A 19,401-nucleotide genomic window follows, 5' to 3' on the forward strand; every position below is an offset into this window, starting at 1 on the left:
GATTATTATCAACAAGCCCTGGAAATCAATATCGAATTTGGCGATCGCAACTCCTGTGCTAGGACTTACCACCAGTTGGGAAGCGTTGCCCAAGATTTGCGGGAATACCACCAGGCACGAGATTATTATCAACAAGCCCTGGAAATCAAAATCGAATTTGGCGATCGCAACTCCTGTGCTAGGACTTACCACCAGTTGGGAATCGTTGCCCAAGAATTGCGGGAGTACGACCAGGCACGGGATTATTATCAACAAGCCCTGGAAATCAATATCGAATTTGGCGATCGCTACTCCTGTGCTAGCACTTACCACCAGTTGGGAAGCGTTGCCCAAGATTTGCGGGAATACCACCAGGCACGGGATTATTATCAACAAGCCCTGGAAATCAAAATCGAATTTGGCGATCGCAACTCCTGTGCTAGGACTTACCACCAGTTGGGAATCGTTGCCCAAGAATTGCGGGAGTACGACCAGGCACGGGATTATTATCAACAAGCCCTGGAAATCAATATCGAATTTGGCGATCGCTACTCCTGTGCTAGCACTTACCACCAGTTGGGAAGGGTTGCCCAAGATTTGCGGGAATACCACCAGGCACGGGATTATTATCAACAAGCCCTGGAAATCAATATCGAATTTGGCGATCGCAACTCCTGTGCTAGGACTTACCACCAGTTGGGAAGCGTTGCCCAAGATTTGCGGGAATACCACCAGGCACGGGATTATTATCAACAAGCCCTGGAAATATTTATCGAATTTGGCGATCGCTACTCCTGTGCTAGGACTTACCACCAGTTGGGAAGGGTTGCCCAAGAGTTGCGGGAATACCACCAGGCACGGAATTATTATCAACAAGCCCTGGAAATATTTATCGAATTTGGCGATCGCTATTCATTTGATACTGGTATAATTTCTTAATTTTGCCCTAACTAAGCCGCGTTGCGTCTACATATCTGATTTTGTGGAGAAGTGCGATCGCTTTCTGAAAATCAATTTAACTTCAACTACTTTGTTGCTGTTCCAACCAAGTTAGTAAATCATCCATCTCAGACATTCTTAAGAGCGATCGACATAAAGCCTCTAATTGTTCAATTTTCAAGCCTTGAACTTTTTGATAAATTGATTCATCAATCTCACCAAAACGTTCTTCTACCAGAGATATAGATAAAGAAAAAGCTTCTTGTTGTTTACCCTGTTCTTGTCCCTTCTGCAAAATATCTTGATAAATCACTGATTCTTGCATAATATCCTCACTTAACAATTGACGAATCAAAGTTTTGTCGAATCGCAAACCAGCTAAAATTTCTGTATACCCGGCAATATTTTGTTTTGTCTCCCTATCTGAAATTGTAGCTACTTTTTCAGCAACCTGGGATAATAAACCTTGTGGGAAATCAGTACGACTCAGAGTAGCCAGAGGTATTAACAATTCAAAATTCAAAATGACGCTCGCGGACTCGCTAACGCTGCGCTAACAAAATTCAAAATTACAATCACCATAAATAAATTTAGGAGCTTTAAACAAAGACGCTATAAGCCTCGTACTTCGTATCTCGGTTTATATATTTTACCTTTTCCATAAATAAATTCAGGGGCTTGTATCCTTTTTTCTTTGGTCACAGAATCTGCACGAATTGGTTCCAAGCTTAATTCAGTTTTTAGCACCTTTATATTTACTGATTCCTCAGCAATTAACCATCGAACAAAATCTGCTGGATATTTTTCTGCTAGCAGCTTACAAACATTATCAAAACTCACAATATTAACAGACCTAATCTGATGATTATATTAATCTAAAATGGTTTCAGTAATTATTGTGCGATCGCGCAAATGAAGAAGTTATTGCGTCTGTATTTTATTTCCCCGGCGGTAAAGTTCCCCCGTCACTTACATCGGTATATTTACAATAAACATTTAAGCCGATTTTAAGGATGTAGAGAACAACAATAGTAGCGATCGATGGATCGAGAGGAATTGCGGTTAAAGCCATGAGGGATGTAATCGCTGCCGTCAGTAACACAGCGTTTTCTGGACTTTTAGTATAATCGCTCAAACGCGCCCGAAAACCTTCATTTCCGCAAAGTTCATCGCGCAACACATCTAATGTAGTTTGCCAGATTTTTTTTACTCCCATCGCCGATTGTCCGTTTTTCTCAATCCACAGTTCTTCAAAGGAGGTTTCGAGATTACCGTTGTGACGTTCTACAGCATCAATGGCTTTATTTGCTAGTTGATATTCTTTGAGTAATTCGCGTACTGAGTGAATTTCGTCTAGAGTTAGTTGTGCATTCATATTGTTTTAGATTTAAAACAACTATAGAAAACTATTTATCAAGTAAATTTTAAACTATTAAACTGGGATAAATCCAGATGATTAGAATATTTAGTATGGCTCTAGTTATCAAACAAAATTCACAGGAGAATATTCTCTAAACTGCCAACGTAGAAAACTAGCATTTTTAATTTCCAACACCTGTGCAATATCAAATTCTACTAAACTTTGTACTTTGATAGGCACAGCTATGCTGTGCCTGTACCATGTGTTTAGTCTCCCAAATAAATACTCATACCACGAGCAGTTTTAACTAAAGTACCATTGGGATCGACAGCGCTATATTGAGCGATCGCTTCTGTAATTGGTACACTTAATACTCGGCGATTTTGCCATGTCACCATGCGATCATATTGCTCTTCGGCAATCAGATTAACTGCTGCTACGCCAAAGGCTGTTGCAACTAATCTATCTAGTGGTGAAGCAGTTCCACCCCGTTGAATGTGTCCTAAGACTGTGACTCGCGTTTCTACACCGATGTGTTGAATAATTTCATCGGCTAAATATTCGCCAATTCCCCCGTATCGAGATTGACCTAAACGATTGGTAATCGTCACATTTTCGCCGCCTTGGGTACGAACTGCTTCTGAAACAATAATCAAACAATAGTTTTTGCCTTTATCTTGGCGTTCTTTGATTTTGTGGCAAATATGCTCAACTGTATAAGGTATTTCGGGAATTAAAATTACATTTGCTCCCCCCGCAATTCCCGCAGCTATTGCTATGTGTCCAGCATCACGACCCATTACTTCCAAAATCATGACTCGGCTATGACTTGCAGCAGTAAAATGTAACCGATCTAGTGCTTCTGTGGCAATATTTACTGCTGTATCAAAACCGATGGCGTGTTCGGTAATGCCAATATCGTTATCAATGGTTTTGGGAATACCTACCAAATTAATACCACCTTGTTGAGCGAGGCGACGCAAAATTGCCAAACTACCATCGCCACCGATACCAATCAAAGCGTCTAAACCTAGTTGATGATAACCTGCAACAATTTCTTCGGAGCGATCGCATAAACTTCCATCGACCATTGGAAAGGCAAAAGGGTCGCCTTTATTGGTTGTCCCCAACATTGTGCCACCCGCAGTTAACAATGAGTCAACTTGATCGACTTCTAGCTTAGTGAATTGTGGCGGACGCGCCATTAATCCTAGAGTCGCTTGACGAATTCCCAAAACCTCCCAGCCATAAGTATTGACAGCACAATTAACTACAGCCCTAATTACAGCATTTAAGCCAGAACAATCACCTCCACTCGTAAGAATTCCTATGCGTTTGGGTTCTCCCACATCTTTTATTGACATTTTGATCCAAATGTATATATTGGTTAGTCGATGAAAATTAAGCCAAAGTTAGCAGCAGATTAAACTTAAGCAAAAGTTCTCCCTGTCAATGCCAAAGTAATTTTATGTTTCTTTTGTATCTAAAAACAAAATAAAGTCTATAAATTCAGCAATTCCTGAGCCAGAAGTCAGAATTTATCTGAGTTTGGTATGATTACCGATGAAATGAGGTAAACTTAGAGTTTAATTTTTTTTATATTCTGACTACTGAATTCTGACTTTTGAATACTACAACTAAGGCTATCTCAGCTGTAAAATATAAGTGTAGAGCCAGTAGTAGATTAAACCTCGGCAAAAGCAATCCCTAAAAATGCCAGGATAATTTTATGCCTATTTTGTGTCTAAGAAAAAACCAAGTTATCCCAGCTATAAAATATGAGGGTGGAGCCAAAGGTGACTAGTATTGAAAATCACACTTTCTCTTTTTCAGAAGAAGTAACAATTCCCCAGGCTCCTCCTGAATTCAAATCAGGTTTTATCGGTATTGTTGGTCGTCCAAATGTCGGTAAATCTACTTTGATGAATCAGTTAGTAGGACAAAAAATTGCCATTACATCACCAGTAGCACAAACTACACGTAACCGTTTGCGCGGTGTATTAACTACACTAGAAGCGCAGTTAATATTTGTAGATACGCCAGGAATTCATAAGCCCCATCATCAATTGGGCGAAGTATTGGTGCAAAATGCCAAAATAGCCATTGAATCGGTAGATGTAGTGTTATTTGTAGTAGATGGATCTGTGGCTTGTGGAGCAGGCGATCGCTATATTGCCGATTTGCTCAGTCGCAGCAAAACCCCAGTAATTCTAGGCGCGAACAAAACTGACCAACAACCCGCTGATTCTCAGTTTCTAGATGATAGTTACGCCCAAATGGCCCAGTCCCATGAATGGGAAATCGTGAAGTTTTCTGCCAAGACTAGTGCCGGATTACCGCAACTTCAAGAATTATTAATTAAACATTTAGAAATTGGGCCATTATATTATCCTCCAGACTTAGTAACTGACCAGCCAGAACGCTTTATTATGGGTGAATTAATCCGAGAACAAATTTTATTGTTGACTCGTGAAGAAGTACCCCATTCAGTAGCGATCGCCATAGATTTAGTAGAAGAAACTCCCAGCATTACTCGTGTACTTGCTACCATCAACGTCGAGCGTGATTCCCAAAAAGGCATACTTATTGGCAAAGGTGGAGCGATGCTCAAAGCAATTGGTAGTGAAGCTCGCGAACAAATCCAAAAATTAATCGCTGGCAAAGTTTATCTCGAATTGTTTGTGAAAGTCCAGCCAAAATGGCGACAGTCGCGGGTTAGTTTAGCAGAGTTAGGCTATCGCGTGGAAGAATAATATATTGGTCATTTGTCATTAGTCATTAGTCATTGCCAAGCAAAAAAAGCAAAGGACAAAAGACAAAGGACAAATGACAAATGACTCTTAATTAATAAAAATGTCTTTAGATACTCGCTATCCCTTAAATTTACCAGTCAATGCTCCGCCCTTGCGCGTGTTAATTGTCGAAGACGATCCGATGATGCAATTGGGATTAGAGCAATCGTTAATGGCTCATCCTCAGTTGGAAATTGTTGGACAAGCTGAAGATGGTTATTTAGGAGTTCAAGCCGCACTGCAACTGAAACCTGATTTGGTGGTTATGGATATTGGATTGCCGCGATTGGATGGTATTGCTGCAACACAGCAAATTAAGGCGGCGCTGCCAGCAATTCATGTAGTGATGTTGACATCTCATCAAACAGAGACAGAAATTATTGCGGCACTATCTAGTGGTGCAGATGCATATTGTATCAAAGGTGCTAGTGTAGAACGATTGTTAAGTGCGATCGCAGCCGCAGTCGATGGTGCAGCCTATCTCGATCCCCAAATTGCGCGGCGAGTAATTGATAATCTCAAACCGCCTTCACCTACCACCAACACCGCCAACTTATCTGGGCGCGAGTTAGAAGTCTTAAAATTGATGGTAGATGGGTTGAGTAACCCAGAGATTGCCGAAAAACTCTATCTCAGTCCCAACACCATCAAAACTCACGTCCGAGGGATTATGAATAAATTAGCAGTAGACGATCGCGTGCAAGCAGCAGTTGTAGCACTACGTTCTGGGTTGGTTTGATTACTAGAATCTGTAATGACTACAAGCACCGCTCTGGGCTTTTGTTTCCACTACTGTTTGTTCCAAAAGCAACTAACAAAGAAAAGATCACAACTGCTGCTTGATAGGACTTCCAGAAAATAAAATAGAGAGCTAATACAAGTAGAGGCATATAAATATATATGCCTCTAGAGCCGATTTATTTGTTGCCAAGATGTTTGAAAAATAGTCTACCTCAATGCATTTTAGTTAAAAGAGTTTGAGAATTGATTAGGGTCTACATTTGTAGGAAATAACAAAATTTCCTTGCCTTCTAATTTTGCCTTCTGGTGAAGCAAAATTGCCTTTTCCAAAAAACAATATTTAATTGGAACCCATCTGTCGTTATAAAAATAGACAGTTACTCGGCTCATTGCATACTCTTTCAACAGCAGTGGAAGAGACCAGGACGAGTCCACAGTTTGAACCTTACCTGTTGAGTCCATGCTCTGAACCTCAGTTATTAAGTATATTTACTTTCACCGATCGGAATGATAAAAAGGAACTATCACAAGTAATAACAATCTGCCTTAAAAGTACATCTTTAGATAAAAAAAATTAGAATAATAAAAACTGACTTTACGCCTTTAGTGGGAAATGCGATCGCTACCTCTTGTGTCTCAGCAGCTTGGGTTATATCCACAGCATCATGCCATGCAATAGTCATTACTGAGATTACCATTGCAAAAATAAGTAGAAATTTGATAGAACAGTGCGATCGCATAACCTAGTTTTCTTACAGCGATTTTCAGCTAAATAGCTGTAAGCTTTATGCATCAAACTCTTAACGAATATCCACTCTAGTACCTTGATGGGGGCTTCTTGTAGTGCTTGAGTTAATTCAGTGCTGCTTTCAAATTTAACCTGGGAGAGGTCGCAGGCTTCGATGTTGACCGTGAATTTATCGTATTGGAATGGCCAGAGTTTGACAACAACGAAGTTATCACTTGAATCTCCTGATTCTGGGTTTTGATTTTGAGTTGAATTAATTTCTGAAGTCAGAAATGTCGGGATAGAAATTCAACAAGCGATCGCTCTAACTTTTTCAGTGTGGCTGAATGTTTAAAGCTATAGTTATTTTCAATCGAGTGTAATAGCCAAATACTCAGCTAAAATTCCCGACTTCTTAGAAAAGTCGGGAATTTTTTTTTGCTTACTAGATGTATGCTAAACAGCCCAAAAACTGTTAAATAAGGTGGGCTGTTTACTCAGAAGATGATTGGGAGTTTTTCATAATTCCCCAAAATCTCTTTGGTCAAAATCAACCTATACTCTAACTGCAATCACCTATACAATTAAGAGTGGCTTTCTAGCGGATTAGCAATATATTTGAATGTTGGCTCAGAATTCCAAGGGCCACGCTCATCTTTACCATTTCCGTTTGTAGATAGATTGTAGTAGAGAGCAACAGTTTCATCTGGCTTAATATTACCAAAGAATGGATCTGTCAACTTACCTAGCGAATCTAGAGCTTTCATAAACATCTGGGTATGAGAAATTTCTCGTGTTAACAGATGTACTAAAGTCTCTTGGGTTCCTTTGTCGGTTGCCAACTTAATCAATTCTTCGTAAGTCTGACGAGCACCAGCTTCGGCTGCAAGGTTAGCTCTTAAATCACGCACTACATCTCCACCTTCATTCAAGTAACTTGCAGTCCAAGCATTACCTTGACTATCTAGAAAATGAGGTCCAACCCCTCGGATTGCAAAGAGAGTACTTTTATAAGCCTCTGTTTGATCCACATTTTTAGTATGACCTTCGATAAGTTTACCAACCATTTCTAAATGGCTGAATTCCTCGATCGCAATGTCTTGAAGCATGTCTTTAATGCCAGCATTCTCGACATGAAATGATTGAACCCAATATTGAAGTGCTGCACTAAGTTCTCCAGTAGCTCCGCCAAACTGCTCTAAAAGTAACTGAGCAAAACGAGGGTTTGGTTCACTAATATTAACTGCATGAATCGGCTCTTTCTTGTGAAAAAACATAGATTTACACTTCCCAAAAATCTGATATTACAAAAAGGATCGGCTATTTTATTGTCTCTTAGGTTTTCCCAAAAAAAGCTAATTTTATCTTTAATAGCTTTTCAAATTGGTGAACTAAAAGACTAATAAAATACAGTATATTCATGTGAGTGTTGATAACTGCCAATCAGCGATTATGCATTCCTGCTTCTTATGATTAATCCTCATATATAAATAGCAACAATTGCACCAAGCACAGCTACTAAAATACCAGGGACAGTTAAACCAGCGCCAGCCGAAGTAATTTGCAGAGTTCCTGTTCGTAACAAGGTAAACAAACTTCCACCAACGAAAGCACCAATGATACCCAAAATCATTGTGGAGAGAATTCCACCACTTTGATAGCCAGGATAAATAGCTTTAGCAATAGCACCTGCCAAAAGTCCTAAAACTATCCAAGCAATAATACTCATAACCGCCTCAACAATCTCACTTAATATCTAAGCTATCAACTCTAATTCCAAATTCTTTCTACCAGATGGGGTAAATGCTAAATCCAAAAGTTATACAAAATAATTTATATCGAGTTATATCCTAGATTTGATGAGAATTTACATTTTTTACATCTTACATATTAAACGAAAGTTTCTGCATTTTAAGTTATTAAATTCTTAAAAATATTGAGCTTTAAACATAATTATTCTCAATAAAATAAATATTACTCAATCTATTCTCTTTCATCTCTATCTTAAAGCATAAATCTTCCATCTAATTTTTTGTGGATGTATTAGATGTATTAATAATATTTGTTATAAAATTAGTGCTAGTTTTATAACAAATAATTCATTATCAAATAGCGCGGGAGAACTTTGTCTCTCGCATTCTTGTGTGAGTATCAAATATGACAACAATATTTCTTACTAGTAATCTACCGATGTCTGTAATCTGGATCTGATTTTTTGATAAACTGACGAGACCATCGGCTTCTAGTGGTTTTAACGCTTCTAGCTCTTCAGAAAAATATTCATCAAAACTGATATTATATTTGTTTTCAATATCTTGCTTATGAAGTTGAAAATGAGACATAATACCCATAATTACATCCCGTCTAATAATATCATTCTGAGTGAGTTTGATACCTTTACTAACAGGCAAAGTACCTGCTGCTAGTGTCTGATAATAATCCTTTAATTCCTTGTGGTTTTGGGCATAAGCATCTTCTAACATACTGATGGATGTGGCACCAAAACCAAATAATTCTGTTTCGGCGTGTGTAGTATAGCCCTGAAAATTGCGTTTGAGGGTACCATTACGTTGAGCGATCGCTAATTCGTCATTAGTTTTAGCAAAATGATCCATCCCAATAAATAGATATTGGTTATTCGTCAATTTTTCAATGGTCATTTTCAGAATCTCTAACTTTTCCTCTGCTGGAGGTAGCGCCTCTTGAGGAATATTTTTTTGCGTCGGTTTCAGCCACGGCACATAAGCAAAGTTAAAGACGACAATTCGATCGGGATCTAACTCAATCGTCTTTTTCAGTGTCTGATGAAATGTCTCACGTGTTTGATAGGGTAAACCATAAATTAGGTCTACATTCACACTTTCAAACTTAGCTTCTTTGATCCAACTCATGACATCAAAGAGCATTTCTTCTGGCTGAACACGATTGACAGCTACTTGAACTTGGCGATTAAAATCCTGAATGCCAAAACTAATACGGTTAAATCCAATCTGTCTTAGAAAGAAAATATAGTTTTTATCGACATAGCGGGGATTAATCTCAATTGAAATTTCTGCTTGAGGATCGATGTTGAAATAGCGATTGATGTTTTTCCATAAAAATTCTACTTGGTGATAATCCAAGTAATTAGGAGTACCGCCTCCCCAGTGGATTTGCAGCACTTTTCTATCTTGATCGATTAAAGCTGTGGTGTTTTTAATGTCTTGAACCAAAAACTCCACGTAAGGTTTAGCAATATTCTTGTTGTTGGAAATTACTGTATTACAACCACAGAAGTAGCAAGCACTTTGGCAAAAGGGGATATGAAAATATAAAGAAAGAGGAGTTTTGTGTTGATTCGAGGCGGCGATCGCGGCCTTAAAATCAGTTTCAGTGAATGTTTCGCTTAACTCTGTAGCGGGCGGGTAACTGGTATATCTAGGTGCGCGAGTGTCGTACTTTTGAATCAGATCCAGATCAAACTTGACATCAGGTAATAGAAAAACCATTGAGTTGCTTTCCAATGAATGAAGGGAGTAGATAGAGACGCGATTAATCACGTCTGTGGGGAGCAGGGGAGTGCTGGAGCAGGGGGAAAATTCCTCTCCTCTGTACCCTTCCCCCTGCACTTCTGCCTCTTTACCTAATGCTCAATGACAAAATTAATTAGCCGCAGCTATTTCAGTGCTACCTAAATTCTGAGAACGAGTGAGGCTATTGAAGAGAACTTGACCGAGTGCTTTAATTAAACTTCCCTCTAACTCTTGAGCAATCTTTAAATTAAACCCAAAGGCATTATTAGCTTCTGCAACAATCCGTTCTACTGTTATATCATCAACGGGTAATGCATTTAATGCCTAACGATACTTATCCTTAAATGCCTTTTTGTCAGGAATTTGCTCAAAGTTGTAAAAGGATGTGCCTTCATAGCCAGAAAGCTTCAGGGCTGACTGAGCAACTTTTTGTAGCATTTGACCCTCACAAAGATCGCCCATGTAGCGAGTGTAGGCATGACCTAGCAATAAGGCTAGTTCACTAGTACCGCAAGGCGGAAGTCAACCCCTTCTCTTCGAGACGCTACGCGTAGCTTGCTTCCCCACAGGGGTACGGGGAATTCAAAATTCAAAATTCACGCATTAACAATCCCCATAAATAAATTTAGCGCAAAGTCGAGCCAGTCACTTAGGCGGGTTTCCCGACTTGGGCAAACTGGCGTTGAGCGGAGGTTTCCTGCGTTGGCGCCTCTAATGCCACTTCTGGTTCAGTCTAGTAAGTTAAAGCGGACTTTTCAAACCGCCAAAAGTTTTTGAGAGATTAATCATCAATTAAATCTCCAGTTATATAACCATTGTCACGGTTATCTAACTGGAGATTCGCTATATTTAACAGTTAACGGCTAAAAGGAGTTAAAGAGATGGAAATTAAACCAACTGACCCATCGCTAGCACTCATGGAAATTCCCCCAGGCTATCTCAATATTATGGGTTACGTCGATCAGTCAGAAGTTAATGGCCCTGGTTGTCGTGCAGTCGTCTGGGTACAAGGTTGTCTGCGTGAATGTCCTGGCTGCTTTAATACTAACTCCTGGTCTTTTGAGGCTAACCAATTGATTGCTGTTGATACTCTTGCCGATAATATTCTCAATAATCCCCGCAACACGGGTGTAACATTCTCTGGTGGAGAACCGTTTTGGCAAGCAACTGCACTGGCATCTTTAGCCCGGAAGGTAAAAGCTGCTGGTTTAAATGTAATGTCTTTTTCTGGGTTCACTCTTAAGCAGCTACAGTCCCAATCCGCGCCGCCAGGTTCCCAAGCATTGTTAGAACAACTCGATATTCTGATTGACGGACCTTTTATACAATCTCTGGCAATTAATTCTCCCAATTCTCCAGTTTCTTCTAGTAATCAACGGGTTCGGGTGTTAAACCCGGCTTTCCAAGACCAGATTACTTGGGCTAGCGACCAGATAGAAATCCACATCCTCAAGGATGGTGGCCGCATTGTCACTGGCTATCAAGGTGGGCTGGAATTGACTTAGAAGTAATTTTTAAGTAGCAAAGCTAAAAATCGGGGCATTTGGCGTTAACCACTCTTAATCAGGAAAATTGGAAAAAACTTTACAATAGTGGTGCATATATTCGTTTTAAAAAAGTTCTGTTTTATACCCATGGTATTCAGACTTTTTACAGCGCGATTTTGGTTTCAAAATCCGGGAATTCCGTATAATACACGGGAACCTTCTACAAGATCCGCGATCGCACTAACGACTTCCATGACAAATCTAGCTCTATCTGCCATAGCCCTCGTCACCATATCTGGATTAGTTTTCGGGACAATGCCAGCCGCTTCTGCTTTAAGTTGGAGTTGGAATTATTCTGGTACTGGCATAGAGGCAAACGGTACTTTTACCACTAATGACACCCCTAACGATTTGGGTTTTTACTTGATTACTGGAATTACTGGTACACGAAATGGTGAAACAATTACTGGTCTGCAACCCGCCGGGACTCCAATGCCAGGAAACGAACCTTTTGATATTGATAATTTAATTAGCCTTAATACTCAGCAGTTAACAAGTAAGGGTTTTGCGTATTCCACTTCGAGAGGAAATTATTCTAGTCCATTTTTCGCTAGTTTTTTGCCGACACCAGGTTATTTAGAGGTTTTTTCTACACCAACTAGACCAGGTTTTGAAAATTTGGGATTAAAAGATAATGAATTACCCATTAATTTTTCTGCGACCCTAATCACCGTCCCTTAACCCACTTCTATTTTTAGCTTACTCATCATCGGCACTCTGGGCGCATCTTCAGTACTCAAACGTCAAAAGCTATTCAAATTCACTCACAATAAGCTCGAAAAAGTTTCCTAAAACCATTTGTAGGGTAACTTTAACTAAATACAGTTTTGCGTAAAAGCGTAGCGTTTTTAATGCAAGCCAACGCATTAACAATGCAAGCCGACGCATTAATAATGCAAGCCGACACATTGGCGTTGTAGGATATTGCCTTTCTTTAATTCGCTATGAATTAATGAAATGCTGTAATAAGTGTTGACGTTCGGTCTTAAACCCTTAAATTTACGAGAAAACTTGCGATTTATCTATAGGCTTTTTGAGACATACAGATTAAAGTAATATAGCAACGGTGGTATCATTGCATCCAAATGATACCGTAATTTTGTCTAGATATAGAATTCTATCGCCCTGCTAGCGGGAGATTATTTCTAAAAGGAGTTTGCTGTAATGTCCACAACCCCAACTACTCGATTAATTTTAGAGACTTTACTCCCCCATCTCAAAGTAGCAGCAGCCTATGCCCATTTTCTTCAACCAAAAATTGCTGCACTTCCTGCCAAAGAACAAGCAAAAAACTTTTTTGCCGCCGTCCTTACTGATGCAGATGTGGCTATTCAAAATCTGGTAGAAGTAGTGTTACTAGGCACTTTCCCAAATATTCGCTTTTATGGTGAAGAATATGAAAGTTCTAATAATACCAAATATTTTCGGGCTATCGAACTTGGTTCAGAAGATGATTATTTAGTCACACTCGACCCTATTGACGGCACGAAGTTTTACATCGATGGACATTCTAATTACCAAATTATTCTCAGTATTCTAAATTCGGATGACTTTGAAGCAGTAATTGCCATTTCTCCCGCCCAAAACATCTATTTTTATGCCCTCCGAGGTGAAGGTGCTTTTAAAGGGACACTAGAGATGAACTTAGCAGCCTGTGCCCCGTTACATATAACATCTCCTAAACCTGCTATTTTGTTGGGATGGGGAATGAATTCCATTGCACATTTTTTAAAAGATCGGTATAAAGTAATCGATATAGCAACTGATTACTCTAGTGATATTCAAATTCCCAATCTCAATGGTATTCTCAGTGGCGACTTGAGTGGAGCAGTCATCAAATCGGGCAAATTTCTTGATAGTGCTGCACTCGCTTTTATTGCGAAAGAGGCTGGCTGGATTGTAACTACTCTGGATGGTTTGACTTTACCACCACTGCATACTTGTCAAAACTATAGTCTGCCTGGATTGATCGTAGCTGCCTCAAAATCTGTTCATCAAGATTTATTAGAAGCAATGCAAAGTGTAGCTATTTGAGGGTTAATCAATATCGGGTACTGTTGCATCTACAGGTTAATGATAAAGATGAGTTAGTCCAAGGTATTCGGTCTAGATCGCCAATGAAAATGTCCTCTCAACGACTCTGTTTAGAACCACTAGAACCATATCATGCCGAACTGCTTTTTGATGGATTACAGAGTGCGAGTATATACAAGTTTATTGAAGATGTGCCGCCACAAAGTGTTCAATCACTTCGCGATCGCTACATGGTTTTGGCACGTCGTCAATCACCAGATGGAACGGAGATTTGGTTAAACTGGGCTGTCTGGTCTCTTGTAGAGAAATGCTACGTTGGATATGTTCAAGCAACAATTACTATAGATAATAGTGCAATGCTTGGATATGTGTTTTTCCCTAATTTCTGGGGAAAAGGTTATGCGCTCGAAGCCATGAAGTGTATGATTAATTATTTAGTTGAGACATACCAAAATCTTGATTTTCGCGCTGACGTTGATGTAGAAAATCACCGTTCTATTGCCTTACTACATAATTTGGGATTTGTTAGATCGACATTTTTTCAAAATATTGAGTCTAACCAAGATGAATTCAAGCACGAAGTACAGTACCGCTGCGCGGAAGTCAAAAGGAGCCAGTGCGTTGGGCGGGTTCCCCGACTTGAAGCAACTGGCGTTCAAAAGTCAAAAGTCAAAAGTATTGTATTCCGGGCTTTCACGTCATTTTGAATGGTATGTTTATTTACGCCGTATTGTACTAGTACAGCACGGCGTAAATAAACCACCTATTCCAAATCAACGAAACGCTTACGTTGTATTCATTTTGAATTTTGAATTTTGAATTTTGAATTCCACTTTGCGGTACTAGATACTGTCTTCCACGACTCATATTCTTTTGACAAAATGAAAATCTGTATTGTTGGCGCGGGTGCAATTGGTGGATATTTAGGAGCAAAACTGGCATTAGCAGGTGAAGCAGTGACGCTGATTGCTCGTGGTTCTCATTTGGAGGCAATTCAAAAAAATGGGCTGAAGTTACTTATGGCAGACGGTTCCAGCCAAATTGTTACTCCGATGGCAACGAGTGATATTCAGTCAGCAGGGACACAGGATGTAGTAATTTTAACTGTAAAGGCTCACAGTGTATCTGCGATCGCACCTTTTCTCCCAGCACTATACAATGCTCACACAATGGTGGTGACAGCCCAAAATGGCGTTCCTTGGTGGTACTTTCGCAAGTATGGCGGTAAATATGAAGGTACGCGGATTCAATCTGTCGATCCAGATGGGATTATTGAAGCTAGTATCGGTGCTGAACGTGCTATTGGTTGTGTGGTTTACCCGGCAACTGAGATAATTGAACCAGGTGTAATTAAACATATTGAAGGCGATCGCTTTACTCTCGGTGAAATCAACTGCACTAAAACAGAACGCATTCAATTATTAGCACAAACTTTAAAACAAGCAGGATTTAAAGCACCAATCCGCAATCAAATTCGCACGGAAATTTGGATCAAGTTGTGGGGAAATGTGGCATTTAATCCGATCAGTGCCTTAACTGGCGCTACTTTAGAGGATATTTGCCGTTATCCCCTCACCCGTGAATTAGCGCGGCAAATGATGACAGAAACTCAAGCGATCGCAGAAAACTTAGGTATAAAGTTTGGCATTAGTTTGGAACAACGAATTAATGGGGCAGAAAATGTTGGCGCTCATAAAACCTCAATGCTACAAGATATTGAAGCTGGACGCGCTACCGAGATAGACGCGATCGTTGGCGCAGTGGCAGAATTGGGAAAACTCACTCAAATTCCTACACCTTATATTGATGCTATTTATGCCAGCGTTAAGCTGCTGGAGGCAACTAAACAAAAAAGTCTATTTAATAAAAGGTAAAAGGTCAAACTCTTGACGAATTTCTAACAGTGAACGGTCTAACATTGGTTCAAAGTTAAGAAACGGGACGAAAATCTGATGATTCCGAGTTTTTAACCACATTGAAATCAATTCTGGCATTAATCGCAGTAATTCAAAAAAGATGGAACTGTACAACCAAATCACACCATGACGTTTGATCAAGTCTTCGTACATCACATTTACAGATGGATTTTGCCGCTCACGCAACCAATCTTTAAATTTGAAGTCACTTGTCCAAAATGTCAGAGGCAAAATCTTAAGTTCATCATACATATCTGTGTCACAGCCATAAATGACGTGACTAGCATCATGAGCAAACAAGATTTTGGCAAAATCCTCTGGTTGAGTACTGGGATGAGTGAGATCGAAATTGACCGCGTAGTATTCCTCCAGCCCTTGACGTAAAGTTTGAGTACTATTTTTGTTGGTATATTGGGGTCGAGTTCGCAAAGACATAAGTCTGTAAATAATATTATCGATACTGATGGTATCGATAATACCAAATACAAATATCAATCACATTTATAACTTGTCTGTCAGAGATAAAAATTAATATAAAATTCTTGCTATATGAGTGAACCTGCTAAAAAGCGACCTGGAAGACCTCGCAGTGTTGAGTCTCATCAGGCAATTCTCCAAGCGACAATTGATTTACTGATAGAGGTTGGTTTTACTCAGATGAGTGTTGATGCGATCGCTGCTCGTGCTGGAGTAGGCAAAACTACGATTTATCGACGATATAGTTCTAAGGAAGAGTTGATTGCAGATGCAATTGAAAGTCTTAGACAAGAAGTTGTGATACCTGATACAGGGAGTTTCTGGGGTGACATCGATTCTCTGATTGAGAATGCTGCACAACTTACGCTCAACTCTTTAGGAAAACAGACCGTTGCCATGATTGTTAGCACTGCATTAACCAATCCTCAGTTCGCTCAGATGTATTGGACAAAATATCTACAACCTCGACGACAAGCTTTTGCGATCGTGCTAAAACGTGCAAAGGAGCGAGGTGAATTTCAAGCCGATGCCGACTCTGATTTATTCTTCGACACAATCAGCAGTATTATGCTTTATGCATCAGTTTTTCCACCTGATGCTGAGTTGTGGGGTGCTTATGTTCGCCGTCTTTTAGATTTTCTGTTAAAAGATAAAGTGGTCTAAAAAATAAGTACAGATTCAAAAACTTCTGCACAAAATTTCTAGATCCACTAAAATATTTGGCTAGCTGCTAAGTAAGTCGGCATAATAAAACCAAACTATGTGAATAAAAATTAACTAAGCTAAAACCTTTTTCCCTCCTGCCCCCTGCCTTCTCTCAACGAGAAATTTTCCCACCCACCTACTTAATATGACCCTTTTTTCTTAGAGGCTGTCTCTAAAGAAATATCAAGTTCATGAAAAAAAAAGTATGGCTATTAACGATACTGGTTCTAACTGTAGTAGGAATCAGCATCATTTCAGGACATAGTAATTTTCTAAAGGCTGCTTCACCTTTAGGGAAAGATACGCTGACGATGATTACTTCCCCAGATTATCCTCCTTATGAGTTTTATGATACGAAAGGAGGCGATCGCCAAATCGTTGGTTTTGATATAGATATTGCCAAAACCCTTGCTGAAAAACTAGGGTTTAAACTTCAAATAATGGAATCCGATTTTAATGGCTTAATTCCTGCACTCCAAGCAAATCGCGCTGACTTTGTGATGGCTGGGATGACTCCAACTCCAGAACGTCAGAAAAATATTGATTTTTCAATTATTTATTACGAAGCCAAAGATACCATTGTCGCTCCTAAAGGTAGCAACCTGAAGCAGCCCCAAGACTTATCGGGAAAAAAGGTTGGGGTACAACTAGGAACGATACAAGAACAAAATGCCCAGAAAATTGCTAAAAAAGTTGCAGGTATTCAGCTAAAGCAACTCAACAAAGTGCCGGAAGTAGTTCAGGAAATCAAATCTGGGCGAATTGATGCAGCAATTGTTGAGGATACTGTTGCTAAAGGATTTGCCCAAGCTAACCCAGATTTAGAATTTAATATTATTCCTTCAGAGGAAGCAAGTGGATCGGCGATCGCTTTTCCTAAAGGTTCTTCATTTGTAGAACCGTTTAACAAAGTCCTTCAACAAATGAAGGACAATGGCACATTGGCTAAACTAGTAACCAAGTGGTTTTCACAGAATATCACCGCCAATCCTGCATCCTCAACTCCTGCTAAAGGCGGATTGAATCTTGACTTCACCAGAATTCTTCCTGACATTCCCTTTATTCTGCGGGGAATCCCTTTAACTTTGTTGTTCACGCTATTATCTGTAACCTTGGGGCTAATTTGGGGAACAATCCTGTCTCTATTAAAAATTATCGGCATCAAGCCGCTTACCTGGGTTGCTAACGCCTACACTTCTGTTTTTCGAGGCACACCTTTGCTATTACAGTTGGCGTTGGTTTACTACGCAACACCACAGCTTACAGGTTATGACATTTCTGCATTGGAGGCTGGGGTACTAACTTTTACCCTAAATTCTGGTGCTTATATATCAGAAACCATCAGGGGTGGGATTCAGGCGGTAGATAAAGGGCAAAGTGAAGCGGCGATGTCTATGGGTGTTCCTTATTGGTTGATGATGTGGGATGTGATTTTACCCCAAGCATTAAAGAACATTCTCCCGGCATTGGTGAATGAAACTATCGGATTGCTCAAAGATTCCGCACTAGTTTCAACAATTGGGGTGGTGGAAATATTACGCAGCGCCCAAATCGTTGGTGCAAACAAATATATTTATTTTGAACCACTGCTATTTGCAGGGTTAATCTATTATGTTTTGGTAATGGGTATGACCTTGGGTGCATCCGCTTTAGAAAGGAGGTTACGGCAAAGTGAATAATGTAGTAATTCGCACGGAATTCTTATCTAAATCCTTTGGTAAACTCGACGTACTCAAAGATATTTCCACTGAGTTTTATCAGGGAGAAGTAGTTGCTATACTAGGCCCTTCTGGTTCAGGTAAGTCTACCTTTTTACGATGCATAAACTTACTAGAACAACCCACCAGAGGCAGAATCTACTTTCACGAGCAAGAAATTACCAAACCCAAAGCAAACATTGCTAAGGTGCGCCAGCATTTGGTGATGGTATTTCAACATTTTAATTTGTTTCCCCACATGAGTGTGCTGCAAAATGTCACCTACGCACCCACAAAGGTGAAAGGAATAAACAAGCAAAAAGCAGAAGAACATGGCTTAGAATTGCTTGCTAAGGTAGGTTTAAGACCAAAAGCTGATGTGTACCCATCCAAACTATCCGGGGGACAGAAACAGCGAGTAGCGATCGCTCGGGCGTTAGCAATGGAACCTGAGATGATTTTGTTTGATGAACCCACCTCTGCCCTAGATCCAGAAATGGTTAAAGATGTGTTGGAAGTGATGAAAGCTTTAGCACTATCTGGAATGACAATGGCGATCGTCACCCATGAAATGGGTTTTGCCAGAGAAGTTGCTAATCGGATTATGTTCCTCGACCAGGGAAGTTTAGCAGAAGATACTACTCCTGGTGAATTTTTTCAAAATCCTCAGTGCGATCGCGCCAAGCAGTTCTTGGAAAAAATGCTTTAAAACAATTGAAATTCGCCGCTTTTTTTATATTTTTGAAACTTTTCCAAAACAGGGCGATCGTTTGGCATTAACGTAGGTAAATCAGCCAAATCGAAAAATCCCAGCGCCAGCGATTCTCCATCTAAGCAAGCGAGATTGCCTGACCATTCAACGGCTCGCAAAATCAAAATGAAGTTTTGCATGCGATTGCCTACAACTTGTCGTAATTTGCCAAGATAAGAGTCTGACCAATTCGCCATAACGAGAAAGTTTGTAAAGAAACTCTA

At 39.8% G+C, this 19,401-nt stretch carries 21 protein-coding genes and 2 pseudogenes; 11 read left to right on the top strand and 12 right to left on the bottom strand.

Features of this window, described 5'->3' with window-relative positions; genetic code table 11:
* A partial coding sequence (locus tag V7K56_RS32030) for a tetratricopeptide repeat protein (RefSeq protein WP_334917367.1) occupies positions 1-918 on the top strand: 918 nt, incomplete at its 5' end.
* 82 nt (positions 919-1,000) lie between these two features.
* Here the strand turns inward: V7K56_RS32030 and V7K56_RS32035 are convergent.
* The 4 genes from V7K56_RS32035 to V7K56_RS32050 all read right to left on the bottom strand — a co-directional run bounded on the left by V7K56_RS32035 (position 1,001) and on the right by V7K56_RS32050 (position 3,627).
* Positions 1,001-1,441, bottom strand: coding sequence for a DUF4351 domain-containing protein (locus tag V7K56_RS32035; RefSeq protein WP_334917369.1), 441 nt, complete (start codon positions 1,439-1,441; stop codon positions 1,001-1,003).
* Between the two features lie 89 nt (positions 1,442-1,530).
* Positions 1,531-1,758, bottom strand: coding sequence for a hypothetical protein (locus V7K56_RS32040; protein ID WP_334917449.1), 228 nt, complete (start codon positions 1,756-1,758; stop codon positions 1,531-1,533).
* A 97-nt stretch (positions 1,759-1,855) separates the two neighbouring features.
* Positions 1,856-2,293 (bottom strand): hypothetical protein, encoded by a 438-nt coding sequence (locus tag V7K56_RS32045; protein WP_334917371.1) that lies wholly within the window; start codon positions 2,291-2,293, stop codon positions 1,856-1,858.
* A 251-nt stretch (positions 2,294-2,544) separates the two neighbouring features.
* Positions 2,545-3,627, bottom strand: a complete 1,083-nt coding sequence (locus tag V7K56_RS32050; RefSeq protein ID WP_334917447.1) for an ATP-dependent 6-phosphofructokinase — start codon at positions 3,625-3,627, stop codon at positions 2,545-2,547.
* Positions 3,628-4,056: 429 nt separating this feature from the next.
* Here V7K56_RS32050 and era point away from each other — a divergent pair, with 429 nt between their 5' ends.
* Positions 4,057-5,031, top strand: coding sequence for a GTPase Era (gene era, locus V7K56_RS32055; RefSeq protein WP_334917372.1), 975 nt, complete (start codon positions 4,057-4,059; stop codon positions 5,029-5,031).
* 100 nt (positions 5,032-5,131) lie between these two features.
* Positions 5,132-5,809: a response regulator transcription factor gene (locus tag V7K56_RS32060; protein ID WP_334917373.1), complete on the top strand. Its 678-nt coding sequence runs from the start codon at positions 5,132-5,134 to the stop codon at positions 5,807-5,809.
* Between the two features lie 562 nt (positions 5,810-6,371).
* On the opposite strand, the gene V7K56_RS32065 is transcribed toward V7K56_RS32060, so the two are convergent.
* The 6 genes and pseudogenes from V7K56_RS32065 to V7K56_RS32090 all read right to left on the bottom strand — a co-directional run.
* Positions 6,372-6,494: a hypothetical protein gene (locus tag V7K56_RS32065; protein WP_334917375.1), complete on the bottom strand. Its 123-nt coding sequence runs from the start codon at positions 6,492-6,494 to the stop codon at positions 6,372-6,374.
* 113 nt (positions 6,495-6,607) lie between these two features.
* Positions 6,608-6,775, bottom strand: a pseudogene (locus V7K56_RS32070) (DUF3891 family protein); the annotation flags it as partial.
* 347 nt (positions 6,776-7,122) lie between these two features.
* A complete protein-coding gene (locus V7K56_RS32075; protein ID WP_334917377.1) occupies positions 7,123-7,815 on the bottom strand; it encodes a manganese catalase family protein in 693 nt (230 codons plus the stop codon).
* 203 nt (positions 7,816-8,018) lie between these two features.
* Complete coding sequence (locus V7K56_RS32080) at positions 8,019-8,267, bottom strand: GlsB/YeaQ/YmgE family stress response membrane protein (protein WP_334917379.1); 249 nt, start codon at positions 8,265-8,267, stop codon at positions 8,019-8,021.
* 376 nt (positions 8,268-8,643) lie between these two features.
* Entirely contained in the window at positions 8,644-10,026 is a 1,383-nt protein-coding gene (gene hemN / locus V7K56_RS32085; RefSeq protein ID WP_334917381.1) for an oxygen-independent coproporphyrinogen III oxidase, read from the bottom strand.
* A 153-nt stretch (positions 10,027-10,179) separates the two neighbouring features.
* Positions 10,180-10,551 (bottom strand): annotated as a pseudogene (locus V7K56_RS32090) (biliverdin-producing heme oxygenase); the annotation flags it as partial.
* Between the two features lie 380 nt (positions 10,552-10,931).
* Here V7K56_RS32090 and V7K56_RS32095 point away from each other — a divergent pair.
* The 5 genes from V7K56_RS32095 to V7K56_RS32115 all read left to right on the top strand — a co-directional run bounded on the left by V7K56_RS32095 (position 10,932) and on the right by V7K56_RS32115 (position 15,505).
* Positions 10,932-11,555: a 4Fe-4S single cluster domain-containing protein gene (locus V7K56_RS32095; RefSeq protein WP_334917383.1), complete on the top strand. Its 624-nt coding sequence runs from the start codon at positions 10,932-10,934 to the stop codon at positions 11,553-11,555.
* Positions 11,556-11,684: 129 nt separating this feature from the next.
* Entirely contained in the window at positions 11,685-12,278 is a 594-nt protein-coding gene (locus V7K56_RS32100; protein ID WP_334917385.1) for a PEP-CTERM sorting domain-containing protein, read from the top strand.
* Positions 12,279-12,761: 483 nt separating this feature from the next.
* Positions 12,762-13,631, top strand: a complete 870-nt coding sequence (locus V7K56_RS32105) for an inositol monophosphatase family protein (protein WP_334917387.1) — start codon at positions 12,762-12,764, stop codon at positions 13,629-13,631.
* Positions 13,628-14,338: a GNAT family N-acetyltransferase gene (locus V7K56_RS32110; RefSeq protein ID WP_334917389.1), complete on the top strand. Its 711-nt coding sequence runs from the start codon at positions 13,628-13,630 to the stop codon at positions 14,336-14,338. Before V7K56_RS32105 ends, V7K56_RS32110 begins: the two co-directional genes overlap by 4 nt.
* 108 nt (positions 14,339-14,446) lie before the next feature.
* A complete protein-coding gene (locus tag V7K56_RS32115; protein WP_334917391.1) occupies positions 14,447-15,505 on the top strand; it encodes a 2-dehydropantoate 2-reductase in 1,059 nt (352 codons plus the stop codon).
* Here the strand turns inward: V7K56_RS32115 and V7K56_RS32120 are convergent.
* Positions 15,488-15,982: a hypothetical protein gene (locus tag V7K56_RS32120; protein ID WP_334917393.1), complete on the bottom strand. Its 495-nt coding sequence runs from the start codon at positions 15,980-15,982 to the stop codon at positions 15,488-15,490. The genes V7K56_RS32115 and V7K56_RS32120 overlap by 18 nt on opposite strands.
* Positions 15,983-16,096: 114 nt before the next feature.
* Between V7K56_RS32120 and V7K56_RS32125 the strand changes: the two genes are divergently transcribed.
* The 3 genes from V7K56_RS32125 to V7K56_RS32135 all read left to right on the top strand — a co-directional run bounded on the left by V7K56_RS32125 (position 16,097) and on the right by V7K56_RS32135 (position 19,135).
* On the top strand, positions 16,097-16,687 hold the full coding sequence (locus tag V7K56_RS32125; RefSeq protein ID WP_334917396.1) for a TetR/AcrR family transcriptional regulator: 591 nt from the start codon (positions 16,097-16,099) through the stop codon (positions 16,685-16,687).
* 233 nt (positions 16,688-16,920) lie between these two features.
* The gene (locus V7K56_RS32130) at positions 16,921-18,408 is read left to right on the top strand and encodes an ABC transporter permease subunit (RefSeq protein ID WP_334917398.1); all 1,488 of its coding nucleotides are present in this window, start codon (positions 16,921-16,923) and stop codon (positions 18,406-18,408) included.
* Positions 18,401-19,135, top strand: a complete 735-nt coding sequence (locus V7K56_RS32135; RefSeq protein ID WP_334917400.1) for an amino acid ABC transporter ATP-binding protein — start codon at positions 18,401-18,403, stop codon at positions 19,133-19,135. Before V7K56_RS32130 ends, V7K56_RS32135 begins: the two co-directional genes overlap by 8 nt.
* On the opposite strand, the gene V7K56_RS32140 is transcribed toward V7K56_RS32135, so the two are convergent.
* Complete coding sequence (locus V7K56_RS32140; protein WP_334917402.1) at positions 19,132-19,317, bottom strand: hypothetical protein; 186 nt, start codon at positions 19,315-19,317, stop codon at positions 19,132-19,134. The two genes, V7K56_RS32135 and V7K56_RS32140, sit on opposite strands and share 4 nt — an antisense overlap.
* Between the last annotated feature and the right edge of the window lie 84 nt (positions 19,318-19,401).

The organism is Nostoc sp., from assembly GCF_036917535.1.
Classification (GTDB): Bacteria; Cyanobacteriota; Cyanobacteriia; order Cyanobacteriales; family Nostocaceae; genus Nostoc.

What these genes read in the sequence shown, in the direction of transcription:
- V7K56_RS32120 (WP_334917393.1), bottom strand. Translation starts at nt 15,982, where the DNA reads ATGTCTTTGCGAACTCGACCCCAATATACCAACAAAAATAGTACTCAA.
- V7K56_RS32075 (WP_334917377.1), bottom strand. Translation starts at nt 7,815, where the DNA reads ATGTTTTTTCACAAGAAAGAGCCGATTCATGCAGTTAATATTAGTGAA.
- V7K56_RS32105 (WP_334917387.1), top strand. Translation starts at nt 12,762, where the DNA reads ATGTCCACAACCCCAACTACTCGATTAATTTTAGAGACTTTACTCCCC.
- V7K56_RS32095 (WP_334917383.1), top strand. Translation starts at nt 10,932, where the DNA reads ATGGAAATTAAACCAACTGACCCATCGCTAGCACTCATGGAAATTCCC.
- V7K56_RS32130 (WP_334917398.1), top strand. Translation starts at nt 16,921, where the DNA reads ATGAAAAAAAAAGTATGGCTATTAACGATACTGGTTCTAACTGTAGTA.
- V7K56_RS32065 (WP_334917375.1), bottom strand. Translation starts at nt 6,494, where the DNA reads ATGACTATTGCATGGCATGATGCTGTGGATATAACCCAAGCTGCTGAG.
- V7K56_RS32080 (WP_334917379.1), bottom strand. Translation starts at nt 8,267, where the DNA reads ATGAGTATTATTGCTTGGATAGTTTTAGGACTTTTGGCAGGTGCTATT.
- era (WP_334917372.1), top strand. Translation starts at nt 4,057, where the DNA reads ATGAGGGTGGAGCCAAAGGTGACTAGTATTGAAAATCACACTTTCTCT.
- V7K56_RS32140 (WP_334917402.1), bottom strand. Translation starts at nt 19,317, where the DNA reads ATGCAAAACTTCATTTTGATTTTGCGAGCCGTTGAATGGTCAGGCAAT.
- hemN (WP_334917381.1), bottom strand. Translation starts at nt 10,026, where the DNA reads ATGGTTTTTCTATTACCTGATGTCAAGTTTGATCTGGATCTGATTCAA.
- V7K56_RS32060 (WP_334917373.1), top strand. Translation starts at nt 5,132, where the DNA reads ATGTCTTTAGATACTCGCTATCCCTTAAATTTACCAGTCAATGCTCCG.
- V7K56_RS32100 (WP_334917385.1), top strand. Translation starts at nt 11,685, where the DNA reads ATGGTATTCAGACTTTTTACAGCGCGATTTTGGTTTCAAAATCCGGGA.
- V7K56_RS32125 (WP_334917396.1), top strand. Translation starts at nt 16,097, where the DNA reads ATGAGTGAACCTGCTAAAAAGCGACCTGGAAGACCTCGCAGTGTTGAG.
- V7K56_RS32045 (WP_334917371.1), bottom strand. Translation starts at nt 2,293, where the DNA reads ATGAATGCACAACTAACTCTAGACGAAATTCACTCAGTACGCGAATTA.